We start from the raw sequence: 12,126 nt of genomic DNA on the forward strand, positions 1-12,126 counted from the left end.
TTCAGTCTCCACCCTTCGCGGCGGCATCCGCATCGCTGGCCGCGAGAGCCTGGGAGATCGCGACCGTGCGGCGGTCCCTGCGGCGCACGTTGGCCTCGTAGGCAGCCTCACCGGATCCGAACGCCGCATCCACCCCCTGAATCACCGGGCCGTACCCTGCCCGGTCCGGCACGCCCGCCTCGAACGTCATCTCCGCGCCGACGTTCTCCAGGAGGTGCCGCATGCCGCCAGGGCCGCCGCCGAGCTGCATGCTCTCGAACGGCCCGACCGTCGCCCAGCGGATTCCGAGGGACGCCTTCACGAGGGCGTCGAGCTCGGCGGGATCGAGCACGCCCTGCTGCACCAGGTAGGTCGCCTCGTTGTTGACGGCCCGCTGCAGGCGGTTCCCGACGAAGCCCGGGATCTCCTTGCGCAGCCGGATCGGAAGACGTCCGAGCTCGGTGTAGACCGCGATGGCCCTCTCGACGATCTGCTCTCGGGTCTGCGCGGACGGCACGACCTCGACGAGCGGGATCAGCTGCGGCGGATTGAACGGGTGGCCGATCAGGATCCGATCCGCGGCCGGATTGCCCTCCGCGAACGCCGAGGCCAGCAGCGAGGAGGACGAGGAGGCCAGCACGGCGTCCTCCCCGGTGACCTCGGCGAGCTCGGCGAACAGCTTCTTCTTCAGCTCGAGGCGCTCCGGACCGCACTCCTGCACGAAGTCGACACCGTCCGCCGCCGCGCGGAGGTCGTCCGTTCCGATCACCGGGAGACCCGGGAACTCGCGCGCGATGATCTCGCCGAGGTCGGGACGCGGGTCGCTGATGCGGACCTCCCACCCGGCTTCCGCGAACAGGCGCGCCCAGGACAGGCCGATGACTCCCGCTCCGACGATCGCAACTGCAGACATGATCCCTGCTTTCTGATTCTTGATGATCCGCACGTCGATCCGATGCTCCCTGACCGACATGTCGCACCGGTGACGCCCGAGCTGTCAGCCCGCGACGACGAGATCCGACTCCACACTCTGCTCGTCCCGCGCCTCATCGGCAAGGGCACGACGCGAGCGCTCGGCGAGAACGCCGGCGGCGATGATGACCAGCCCCGCGACGGCCCACAGGGAGAGCCGGAGCGCGTCGAACCCGATGCTCTGGCCCGGGAAGTAGGTGAGGCTGCGCGCGGCGTCCAGCCAGGCGGCGCCGTTCCAGAAGCTGTTCAGCGCGGAGAAGAAGGCCGGGGCGAGCGAGCCCGGATAGACGCCGCCCGAGCTCGTGAAGTTCAGCATCACGAACAGCATCGTCAGGGTCGGCGTGGTCCACTTGCCGAGGAACGGGTGCAGGCCGATGCCGATGCTGACGATCCCGAAGACGTAGAGCCCGCCGAGCAGCCAGATGTTCCATTCGTTGCCGTTCAGGGCGTGGTAGACGCCGCCGGCGATGACGACGCCGATCGCGGAGATCGCCATCGACACGATCGCGCCGACGCCGATCCGCCACCCTGCGGCGAGCTTCGCCGTCGCCGCGGCGATCGCGACCGCGCTGGCGTAGGCACCCACGCTGAGGGCGACCAGCAGGAAGAACAGGGTCTGACCGCCCGGATCCTGAGCCGTGCCGGGTCGTACGTCGACGATGTCCACCGGGAGGTGCTGCTGGTAGGCGACCGGCAGGAACACCGCCTGCGCCACAGACGCACCCGCATCGGATGCCGCCTTGGACACGTAGAGAGTGGCGTGCGTGCCGTCCACCGCGTACGCGGCCATGATCTTCTGATCCAGGATCAACTGTTCGGCCTGTGCCACGTCGGCGACCGTGCGCACCGCCAGCTTGCCGTCCGCGTTGTCGTTCATGGTCTGCGCGAACACGGAGGTCTGCGGGCCGGATCCGACGATCGCGACCGGGACGTGGCTCGGCGACGGGGCGTGGAATGCGCCCAGGTAGGCGAACGCCATGCCGACCGCCAGGAACAGCGGGATCATCAGGTGCGCGCCGATCGACTTCCAGGTCGCAGCGGACGGGATCCGCGACGCCGGCCGGGGCCGGTTCGCCCCCATCGCACGAAGGATGGGCTGCACGGGCTGCTGCTCGACGGGCATCGGACCTCTTTCGCTTAAGTTGCACTATGCATCTTACGCTCGAATGTTGCACAGCGCAACCATCACTCCTACAGTGGAGCCATGACCCGGAACCCGCAGTCCGCCGACCGCATCTCGGCCATCGAGCGCGTGCACACCGCGTTAACGACCATCGCGCGCCGCGGCTCGGCGCGGGTGCGCAGGGACACCCCGCTGTCCTCCGTGGATCAGTCCCTGCTCCGCCTGCTCGCCGACCATCCGGGCACGCGGGCCGTCGATATCGCCGACCACTTCGGCTTCAACCGCTCCACGGTGTCCCGGCAGATCGGCGCGCTCAGCGCGGCGGGACTGATCGAGGAGACGAGCGACGACGCCGGCGAGTCGCGGCGCGGCCAGCCACTGCGACTCTCCTCCGCCGGCGAGAGTCTGCTCGCCGAGCGCGCGTCCGAGATCCGCGCCGTCACCGCCGCACGGATGCGCGACTGGACCGCCGAGGAGGTCGCCGTCTTCGCCGCCCTCCTGGAGCGATACAACGGCGGCCCCGAGGAGTGATCCCCGGCGGAGCGCCGTTCGGGGCGAGCGCCTACGCCGCCGTCACGGCACGCATAAAGTGGATCCGAAGCATCGCCGATCGCAGGCGGTGCGCTCAGGGGGAGAGATGACTGATCCGACGACGCCCTCCGGCGAGCCGCTGTTACCGATCCTGGAGCTGGCGCCGCCGCTCGGGCCTCCGGCTCCCCCGGCGGGCGCTCTGCCGGTCATGCCGCGGAACACCCCGGCAGCCGCGGCCCCGCCGTACGCCGCAGCAGCACCGGCCCCGGCATACGTCCCGGCGGCACCCGCGCCGCAGACCCCGCCTGTGCAACCGCCGTACGCGACCCCTCCGTCGTACTCGGCCGGGCAGACCTCGGCCTACCCGGCGGCGCAGTCTCCGATCCCGGCGCCCCGCGGCCGTTTCCCGCTCGCTCTCGTGATCTCGGGCGCCGTCGTCCTCCTGCTCCTGATCGCGGTCTCGATCGGCGCGCTCCTGCTGATCACCCGCGGCGCCGGGAGCGTGGCCGCGCCGCCGCCCTCGGGCCAGCCGCTGTCCTCGTCCGCGCCCTCGGCCCCGCCGGGCACGACCCCCGACACGCACGCCTCGGCCGCGCCGTCCGGTGGCCCCGGATCCCCGCACGTCGCCGCCGACGTCGAGGCGATGCTCGCCGAGATGCTCGCCCAGTACAAGCAGTCCTCACAGGACGGATCCCTGTGGCAGCGGATCCCCGACGATGAGCACAATCGGGTGGCGCTCCAGGCGTTCCTCTACATCCTCACCGACATGCATTCGGCGTTCCTCTGGGGCGTGGACGAGCCGACCGCGCAGAAGTTCAAGACCGACGCGGAGGAAGCCGAGCGCAAGCTCCTCGCGCAGGAGCCGCTCGGCACCGACGTGAAGATCACCGGTAAGAACGGCACGTTCACGTACAACGGAGACACCGGCGAGGGCGGCTGGACCTGACCTCGGAACGTCCTCCGGCTACCCTCGAAGCCATGACCTCCGACTGGACCGGATCCGCCATCGCCCTGCTCGAGGCGGACGGGAACCGCAGCGCCGACACCCACCTGCATGTGTTCCCGCTGCCCGCGGAATGGGGCATCGACCTCTACCTCAAGGACGAGTCGGTGCACCCGACCGGTTCCCTGAAGCATCGGCTCGCCCGGTCGCTGATCCTGTACGGACTGGTCAATGGCCGCATCCACGAGGGCACGACACTGGTCGAGGCGTCGAGCGGATCCACGGCCGTGTCCGAGGCGTACTTCGCGCGGATGCTGGGGCTGCCGTTCGTCACGGTCGTGCCGCGCTCGACCAGCCAGGAGAAGATCGACCTCATCGAGTTCTACGGCGGGCGCTGCCACTTCGTGGACTCCGGGGCGGCGATGTACGCCGAGGCCGAGCGCCTCGCCTCCGAGTGCGGCGGGCATTACCTCGACCAGTTCACCTATGCCGAGCGCGCGACCGACTGGCGCGGCAACAACAACATCGCCGAGAGCGTGTTCAGCCAGCTGAGCCGCGAGCGGCACCCGATCCCGAGCTGGATCGTGGTCGGCGCGGGCACCGGCGGCACGAGCGCGACCTTCGGCCGCTATGTGCGCTACCGTCGCCACGACACCCGCATCGCCGTCGTGGACCCCGAGGGCTCGGCCTTCTACGGCGGCTGGCGCAACGGGGATCCGTCGTTCACGACCGGCACCCCGAGCCGGATCGAGGGCATCGGACGACCGCGCGTCGAGCCCTCGTTCGTACCCGGCGTCATCGACGAGATGATCCCCGTGCCCGACGCCGCATCGATCGCCGCGATCCGGCTGCTCAAGCAGCGCACCCTGCACTGGGCGGGCGGATCCACCGGCACGAACCTCGTCGGCGCGTTCCAGCTCATCGCCCGGATGCTGCGCGACGGCGAGCGCGGCAGCGTGGTCACCCTCATCTGCGACGGCGGCGCCCGCTACCTCGACACCTACTACTCCGACGACTGGGTCGCCGCGAAGGGCTGGGATCTCGCCCCGCACCGCGCGCGCCTGGAGCAGTTCCTCGCCACCGGGGAGTGGACCGAGGGCTGAGCCGGGCCTCGGCCCCAGCCGGCCCCGAGGATCCCGCGGCTGACCGCGAGACCGAAACGGCGTCCCGAGACCGACGTTCTTGTCCTCGGTCTCGGGACAGGGGTTCGGTCTCGCGGTCCGGGACTGGGCTCCCCTACGCTGGCGGCATGACCACGCTCATCCTCACCCTCGTCGGATCCGATCGTCCCGGTCTCGTCGCGACCGTCGCGCACATCGTCGACGAGCACGGCGGCAACTGGGAGAACAGCAGCCTCGCCGAGCTCGCAGGCACGTTCGCCGGTGTGGTCCAGGTATCGGTGCCCGTCGAGCGGGTCGAGGAGCTGCGCGCGTCGCTGCACGGGCTCGACGGACTGCTCACGATCGCGGTGCATCCGGGATCCGGATCCGAATCGGCCGAGGCCGCGCAGGAGCTGTCGATCCAGGTGCTCGGCAACGACCGGCCGGGCATCGTGCGCGAGATCTCCAGCGTGCTGAACGAGCACGCCCTGAGCATCGAGAGCATGACCACCGAGACCCGTGATGCCGCGATGGCCGGCGGACGCCTGTTCGAGGCGTCGGTGGTCGCACGTGTGCCGGCGGATGCGGATCCGGAGGCCCTGCGCGCCGCGCTGGAGCGGATCGCGCACGACCTCCAGGTCGACATCACCGTCGGCTGAGTGCCCCTTCGGCAAGCGTCGGCACGCAGTTGGCGCGCTGGACTGCACCGTATTCAGGATGGATTCGGGGGCGAGGCCCGTGTTGACGTGCACATGGGCGCCGATTGCAAATCCAGCCTGATTTACGTACGCACGCGTCGGGCGAGACCCCGGTGACGGGCGACGGAGCCGCGCAAGACGGCCCGGCCGCACGGGCTCGGGCCGTCTTGCGGGCCGGCCGTCAGACCAGGCGCTCCTTCGGCGACACCTCGTAGGTGTCCTCCGGATCGTCGTTCACGACGCCCGCGAGCGCCTCGTCGATCGCGGCGAGGGTGTCGGCGTCGAGCACCACGCCGGACGCCTTGACCGTGTCCGCGAGCTGCTCCGGGCGGGACGCGCCGACGAGGGCGGCCGCCACGTTCTTGTTCTGCAGCACCCAGGCGATCGCGAGCTGCGGCATCGTGAGGCCCGCCTGCGCCGCGATCGGCTTGAGCCGCTGCACAGCGGTGAGGATGTCGTCCTGCAGGAGGCGCTGGATGAAGTGCGCGCCCGAGTGCGGATCCGTCGCGCGCGACCCCTCCGGCACCGGCTGCCCGGGCAGGTACTTGCCGCTCAGTACGCCCTGCGCCATCGGCGACCAGACGATCTGCGAGATCCCGAGCTCCTCCGACGCCGGCACGACCTTGCCCTCGATCGCCCGGTGCAGCATCGAGTACTGCGGCTGGTTCGAGATGAGCTGCACGCCCAGCTGCTTCGCCAGCGCGTGGCCCGCGCGGAGCTGCTCCGCGGTCCACTCCGAGACGCCGATGTAGAGCGCCTTGCCCTGGCGGACGACATCGGCGAACGCCTGGAACGTCTCCTCCAGCGGCGTCTCGTAGTCGAAGCGGTGCGCCTGGTACAGGTCGACGTAGTCGGTGCCGAGCCGCTTCAGCGATCCGTTGATCGACTCGAGGATGTGCTTGCGACTGAGGCCGGTGTCGTTCGGGCCCTTGGGGCCGGTCGGGAAGTAGACCTTGGTGAAGATCTCCAGGCTCTCGCGGCGCTGGCCCTCGAGGGCCTTGCCCAGCACGAGCTCCGCCGCCGTGTTCGCGTAGGTGTCGGCAGTGTCGAACGTCGTGATGCCGGCATCGAGCGCGGCGTGCACCGTTTTGACCGCGGCGTCGTCCTCGACCTGCGAGGCATGGGTGACCCAGTTGCCGTAGGTGATCTCGGAGACCTTCAGACCGCTGTTGCCCAGGTATCGGTAGTTGACCATGGCTCCAGCGTAGGCGTGACCGGACACAGCTCGGGCCGGATCCGCCTCGGGATGTCACACGCGGGCGGCCCCGCGACGCGTCACTCGGACATCTGCTTGCGCAGCCAGTACTCGGTCTGCGCGACGTGCCCTGCTGCCGCCGCCGACGCCGCCGCCGGATCGCGCGCGATCAGCCCGCGGACGATCGCACGGTGCCCGGCGTCCGAGAGGATCTTCAACTGCGCCGCGTCCTCGTCGTCGAAGATCCGATACTGGCGCGTGCGCGAACGCAGCACCTCCAACAGACTCGTGAGCGCGGCGTTCCCCGCAAGCTCGGCGATGCGCATGTGGAACTCGTGATCGAGCCGCGAGGCCTCGTCGTGATCAGGGCAGTCGGCGATCCGCTCGACGAGTTCCGTCAGCCCGGCCAGCATGCCGTCGTCGCCGCGAGCCGCCGCGATCGACGCCGCGTGCGCCTCCAGCGGACGGCGTATCTCGACGAGTTCCAGGATCGCGTCCAGAGGCAGAACGTCCACCGTCAGGGACAGTCCGCGGATGAGGTCGGCGGGGCGCAGGCTGCTCACATAACTGCCCGACCCGTGCCTGGTCTCCAGCACACCGAGCGCCGACAGCGTGCGGATCGCCTCGCGCACCGATCCACGCGAGACGCCGAGCTGCTCGCCGAGCTCACCCTCGCTCGGCAGCTTGTCCCCCGGCTTCAGTTCCCCGTCGGCGATGAGCGCCCGCAATCCGTGCAAGGCGGTCTCACGAGCGCTCATGCTTCTCCTTCGATCCGTTCCCTTGAGTGTGCCGTTTCGTACGTTCGAGGGATAGTTGTTCTACGACTATGAGGAAATGAGATCGTAACAGTGGCATTGTCTCCAAATTCATGTCAAAGTTGTGCGACAAGTTAGCCTGCACTCCCACCCGTAAGGATCCACGCGCACCATGCCCGACGCCGACACGACCGTCCGCACCTTCCCCGTGCGCCTGGCCTCTTTCGAGCGCGCACGCGACGCGTGGCCCCTCGACCCGGCGATCGTGCACCTGAACCACGGATCCTTCGGCGCCGTGCCGACCGAGGTCGTCGACCTGCAGGACTCCCTGCGCCGCGAGGCAGACCTCAGCCCGATCGGCTGGTTCCCCCGGATCGCGGAGAAAGTCGAGGCCGCGCGCAGCGAGGTCGCCCCGTTCGTGGGCGCCGACTCCGCCGACACCGCCTTCGTGCCGAACGCGTCGGCTGCGGCCACAGTCGTGTACAACGCGCTGCAGCTGGATCGGGACGATGAGATCCTCGTCACGGACCACGGCTACGGTGCGGTCACCATGGGCGCGGCACGGCTGGCCCGCCGGTTCGGCGCCCGCCTGCGCACGGTCGCGCTCGGCCTGCTGGACGATGCGGAGACCGTCGTCGCCCGCTTCGCCGAGGAGATCGGACCGCGCACGCGCCTCATCGTGGTCGACCAGATCACGTCCTCCACGGCCCGTCGCTTCCCCACGGCCGAGATCACCGCCCTCGCACACGAGCGCGGCGTGCGCGTCCTCGTCGACGGCGCCCACGCCCCCGGCCTGATCCCCGACGCGGCGGTCGCGGGCGGCGGCGACTGGTGGTTCGGCAACATGCACAAGTGGCCCTGCGCACCCCGCGGATCGGCCTTGCTCGTCACCCGGGCGCCCGACCGGGACGAGCTCTGGCCGCTCATCGACTCCTGGGCCGCGACGGACGCGTACCCCGTGCGCTTCGACACGCAGGGCACGATCGACGCCACGACCTACCTCGCGACCCCCGCCGCGGTCGCCTTCATCGAGCGCGAGCACGGCTGGGAGCGCACGCGCCGCACCATCTCCGAGATCGCCGATGCGGGTGCGCGGATCATCGCGGACGCGTTCGAGCACGCCGCCGACGAGCCGGCCCTGGTGGAGCTTCCGATGCCCGTGCCCTCGATGCGTCTGATCCGGCTGCCTCTCGGCATCGGCCGGACCCGCGAGGAGGCCGACGACCTGCGCATGCGCCTGTTCGACGAGGTCGGTGTGGAGACCGCCTTCACGAGCTTCGCCGGCGCCGGCTACTTCCGCCTCTCTGCCCACCTCTACAACGAGCCCGCCGACTTCGAGGCGTTCGCCGAGCGCTGCGTGCCGCGGATCCTCGAACTCGCCCGACGCTGACCGGCTCCGCCCGGACGCTGGCCGACCGTCCCCTCCCCTGCACCGTCCCCTGCAACACCCAACGAAAGGAAGCCCCATGGTGAAGCGCACCCGACTCGCCTCGATCGCCGGGGTGGGCATCGTCGCCCTCCTCGCGCTCAGCGCCTGCTCCGGCGGAGCGACGAGCGGAAGCGGATCCGCCGACGGCAAGGTCACCCTCCAGATGGTGGAGAGCCTGACCAATCCCGACCGCACCAAGCTCATCCGCGGCCTGCTCGACGACTTCCAGAAGGCCAATCCGAACATCACGGTCAAGCTGGTCTCACCGCCGACCGAGCAGGCCGACACGACCATCCAGCAGATGCTGCAGTCCGGCAAGGGCATCGACGTGCTGGAGACCCGCGACATCACGGTCGGGCCGTTCGCCAACAACCACTGGCTGTACGACATGACCAAGGATCTGAAGAGCTGGGACGGCTGGAGCGCGCTCACCGACAACGCCAAGAAGGCCGGCGTCTCCGACGGCAAGACCTGGTTCGTCCCCTATGGCTTCTACGGCCTCTCGCTGTTCTACCGCACCGATCTCGTGAAGTCCGCGGGCTTCGACGGGCCGCCGAAGTCCTGGAAGGATCTGCTCGAGCAGGCCTCGAAGATCCAGGATCCGGAGAAGAACCAGTACGGCTACGCATTCCGCGGGGGCAAGAACGCCAACTCGAACGTCGTCGCCGCCATCGAGGCGTACACGATCGACGACCTCGACACCTCGAACGCGTTCCTGCTCAAGGACGGGAAGACCATCTTCTCCTCGCCCGACGCGCAGAAGGCCGTCGACGACTACTTCGCACTGTTCAAGAAGGCCTCCCCGCCGTCGGCCGTGTCCTGGGGCTACCCGGAGATGGTGGCCGGTTTCACCAACGGCACCACGGCGTTCCTGCTGCAGGATCCGGAGGTCATCGCCACGGTCTCGGCGTCGAGCCTGAAGCAGGACCAGTGGAACACCGCGCCGCTGCTGACCGGCCCGAGCGGCAAGGCGGCGCAGCCGCTGGCCGTCGCCGGCTGGGGCATCGCGCAGTCGAGCGCGCACAAGGACGCGGCCGTCAAGCTCGTCGAGTACCTGTCCTCGGCGAAGCCTGCCACCACATTCGCGCAGAAGAACAGCCTCGTCCCGATCATCGCCGCGGCAGCCAAGGACCCGTTCTACTCGACCGGCCCGTGGACGAGCTACGTCACCATGACCGAGCACCCCGACACCTACGTCAACGTGCAGCAGCCCCGCGGGGTCTCGTGGTGGACGGAGTGGATCCAGAAGTCCGACCAGGACGTGCAGAGCGTGCTGCTCGGCAACATGAGCACCAAGGAGCTGCTCGCCTCGTGGGACCAGTACTGGACGTCCAAGTACAAGAAGGGCTGATGTCGTGACCTCGACCTCCGCCACCGAGCGCCCGGCCGGTTCGTCCGGCCGGGCGGCCCGGTCCGATCGATCGCGTCCTGCCTCTTCCGGCGCCGGGCGCCGCCGCACCACGTTCCGCGCCCGCCACGCGTTCACGATCCTCGCGTTCCTCGCCCCCGCGACCGTCTTCGTGTGCTGGTTCACCTACCTGCCGATGCTGCAGGGCGCGCGTATGGCGTTCCTCGACTACAACCTCTGGGATCTCACCTCGACGCCGTTCGTCGGCTTCGACAACTTCGTCAAGGTGCTCTCGGATCCGGTCTTCCCGACCGTCGCGGGCAACACTGTGCTGTGGGTGGTCGGATCCCTCGTCCCGCAGTTCGTGATCGGCTTCCTCATCGCGCTGGCGCTGCGCCAGCGGTTCCGCTTCCGCGGCGTCTACCAGGCGCTCGTCTTCTTCCCATGGGCCGTCTCCGGATTCCTCATCGGGATGCTGTTCCGCTGGATGTTCAACGCCGAGTTCGGCGTGATCAACGACCTGCTCATGAAGGCGCACGTCATCTCGGCGCCCCTGCCCTGGCTCGCGGATCCGAAGCTCGCGATGTTCGCGGTGATCGTCGCCAACATCTGGTACGGCGTGACCTTCTTCGCGATCATGATCCTCGCCGCCCTCCAGTCCGTGCCGGACGAGGTGCTCGAGGCGGCGAGCCTGGACGGCGCGGGCAAGGTCCGTCAGCTCTTCTCCATCGTGATCCCGTACATCTCCACGACACTGTTCCTCACGGTGCTGCTGCGCGTGATCTGGATCTTCAACTTCCCCGACATCATCTGGGCGATGACGGGCGGAGGACCGGCGAACCGGACCCACATCATCACGACCTGGATGATCAACTTCACGCAGCAGGGCAACTACGGCACGGCGAGCGCGCTCGGTCTCATCGTCGTCGCGGTGCTCTTCGTGTTCTGCGCGTTCTATCTCTTCGCGATGCGGAAGGCCAGCCGATGACCGCGACCATGACCCTCACGACCGGCCGCGCGGGCTCCTCGCGCCCCGTGCGCTCCTCCCGCTCCCGGATCACCGCGGGCGGCGTCGTCAAGGTGGTGGGGCTCGCCCTCTGGCTGCTGATCACGCTGTTCCCGCTCTACTGGATCGTGCTGACGTCGTTCAAATCGCCGCAGACCGTGAACCGGTTCCCGATCGAGTACTGGCCCTCCGAGCCCTCGGTGCAGAACTACGCGAAGTTGTTCTCGGACGCCAACTTCGGAGTATTCCTCGCGAACTCGGCGGTCGTCGCGCTCATCGCGGGAGCGACATCGACGCTCATCGCGCTGCTCAGCTCGTACGTGATCTCGCGGTTCGAGTTCCGCGGCAAGGGCGCGGTGCTCATCGCGTTCCTGCTGACCCAGATGATCCCCGCGTTCATCGCGCTCGGCCCGCTCTACACGATGATGACCGATCTGGGACTGGTGGACAGCAAGCCCGGGCTAATCCTGGTCTACATCGCCGTGTGCATCCCGTTCTCCACGGTGATGCTGCGCGGCTTCTTCGAGAACGTGCCGGATGCGCTCGAGGAGTCCGCGATGATCGACGGCTGCTCACGGCTCGGCGCGCTGTTCCGGATCCTGGTGCCGGTCATGACGCCCGGCATCATCGCCGCGTTCATCTTCAACTTCGTGAACTGCTGGAACGAGTTGTTCCTGTCGGTGGTGCTCATGCAGTCCGAGGAGAACCGCACGATCCCAGCCGCGCTGAACAGCTTCATCTCGACGTTCAACGTGGACTGGGGCTCGATGTCGGCGGCCGCGGTGCTCACGATCCTGCCGACGATGGTGCTCTTCGCCGTCGCCAGCCGCTGGATCGTGGCGGGACTCACCGCAGGATCCGTCAAGGAGTAGCAGATGCGAAAGGGCCCCCTCCGATTTGAACTGGTCCCCAGTAGTTGGACTGGCCGATTGAGAGCTTAGGGTTAAGCGGCGAGGGCCTGGGTCCGGTATTGCACCGGGCTCAGGCCCTTGAGCGTTGAGTGGGCCCGTTCGGCGTTGAACCAGTCGATGTAGGTGTCGATCGCGG

The 12,126-nt window shown here is 68.8% G+C and carries 13 protein-coding genes; 8 read left to right on the forward strand and 5 right to left on the reverse strand.

The features are described 5' to 3' along the window. Nucleotide 1 precedes the first annotated feature (1 nt). Nucleotides 2-892, reverse strand: coding sequence for a 3-hydroxyacyl-CoA dehydrogenase NAD-binding domain-containing protein (locus AB4078_RS09575; protein WP_441976925.1), 891 nt, complete (start codon nt 890-892; stop codon nt 2-4). 84 nt (nt 893-976) lie between these two features. Beyond that, nucleotides 977-2,074 carry a hypothetical protein gene (locus AB4078_RS09580; protein WP_441976926.1) on the reverse strand — a complete coding sequence of 366 codons (1,098 nt, stop codon included), beginning with the start codon at nt 2,072-2,074 and terminating at the stop codon, nt 977-979. Nucleotides 2,075-2,155: 81 nt separating this feature from the next. On the opposite strand from AB4078_RS09580, the gene AB4078_RS09585 reads away from it, so the two are divergent. The 4 genes from AB4078_RS09585 (at nt 2,156) to AB4078_RS09600 (ending at nt 5,307) form a co-directional block, all read left to right on the forward strand. Further along, a complete protein-coding gene (locus AB4078_RS09585) occupies nt 2,156-2,605 on the forward strand; it encodes a MarR family winged helix-turn-helix transcriptional regulator (RefSeq protein ID WP_441976927.1) in 450 nt (149 codons plus the stop codon). A 106-nt stretch (nt 2,606-2,711) separates the two neighbouring features. Then, the gene (locus tag AB4078_RS09590) at nt 2,712-3,551 is read left to right on the forward strand and encodes a hypothetical protein (protein ID WP_441976928.1); all 840 of its coding nucleotides are present in this window, start codon (nt 2,712-2,714) and stop codon (nt 3,549-3,551) included. 32 nt (nt 3,552-3,583) lie between these two features. After that, entirely contained in the window at nt 3,584-4,651 is a 1,068-nt protein-coding gene (locus AB4078_RS09595) for a PLP-dependent cysteine synthase family protein (protein WP_441976929.1), read from the forward strand. A 146-nt stretch (nt 4,652-4,797) separates the two neighbouring features. After that, entirely contained in the window at nt 4,798-5,307 is a 510-nt protein-coding gene (locus AB4078_RS09600) for a glycine cleavage system protein R (RefSeq protein WP_441976930.1), read from the forward strand. A gap of 220 nt (nt 5,308-5,527) precedes the next feature. On the opposite strand, the gene AB4078_RS09605 is transcribed toward AB4078_RS09600, so the two are convergent. Both AB4078_RS09605 and AB4078_RS09610 read right to left on the reverse strand, forming a co-directional pair. Continuing rightward, nucleotides 5,528-6,541: an aldo/keto reductase family protein gene (locus AB4078_RS09605; RefSeq protein WP_441976931.1), complete on the reverse strand. Its 1,014-nt coding sequence runs from the start codon at nt 6,539-6,541 to the stop codon at nt 5,528-5,530. An 80-nt stretch (nt 6,542-6,621) separates the two neighbouring features. Continuing rightward, a complete protein-coding gene (locus AB4078_RS09610; protein WP_440734259.1) occupies nt 6,622-7,299 on the reverse strand; it encodes a FadR/GntR family transcriptional regulator in 678 nt (225 codons plus the stop codon). A 169-nt stretch (nt 7,300-7,468) separates the two neighbouring features. Here AB4078_RS09610 and AB4078_RS09615 point away from each other — a divergent pair, with 169 nt between their 5' ends. The 4 genes from AB4078_RS09615 to AB4078_RS09630 all read left to right on the forward strand — a co-directional run bounded on the left by AB4078_RS09615 (nt 7,469) and on the right by AB4078_RS09630 (nt 11,951). After that, a complete protein-coding gene (locus AB4078_RS09615) occupies nt 7,469-8,686 on the forward strand; it encodes an aminotransferase class V-fold PLP-dependent enzyme (protein WP_441976932.1) in 1,218 nt (405 codons plus the stop codon). A gap of 76 nt (nt 8,687-8,762) precedes the next feature. After that, entirely contained in the window at nt 8,763-10,076 is a 1,314-nt protein-coding gene (locus AB4078_RS09620; protein WP_441976933.1) for an ABC transporter substrate-binding protein, read from the forward strand. A 4-nt stretch (nt 10,077-10,080) separates the two neighbouring features. Further along, nucleotides 10,081-11,061, forward strand: coding sequence for a carbohydrate ABC transporter permease (locus AB4078_RS09625; RefSeq protein ID WP_441976934.1), 981 nt, complete (start codon nt 10,081-10,083; stop codon nt 11,059-11,061). Next, nucleotides 11,058-11,951 carry a carbohydrate ABC transporter permease gene (locus tag AB4078_RS09630; protein ID WP_440734263.1) on the forward strand — a complete coding sequence of 298 codons (894 nt, stop codon included), beginning with the start codon at nt 11,058-11,060 and terminating at the stop codon, nt 11,949-11,951. The genes AB4078_RS09625 and AB4078_RS09630 overlap by 4 nt, the downstream gene beginning before the upstream one ends. A 71-nt stretch (nt 11,952-12,022) precedes the next feature. Here the strand turns inward: AB4078_RS09630 and AB4078_RS09635 are convergent. Continuing rightward, nucleotides 12,023-12,126 (reverse strand): IS3 family transposase (locus tag AB4078_RS09635; RefSeq protein WP_441975954.1); only part of this gene is annotated, 104 nt, incomplete at its 5' end.

The sequence above is a fragment of the Microbacterium sp. 2MCAF23 genome (assembly GCF_052115565.1).
Lineage (GTDB): Bacteria > Actinomycetota > Actinomycetes > Actinomycetales > Microbacteriaceae > Microbacterium.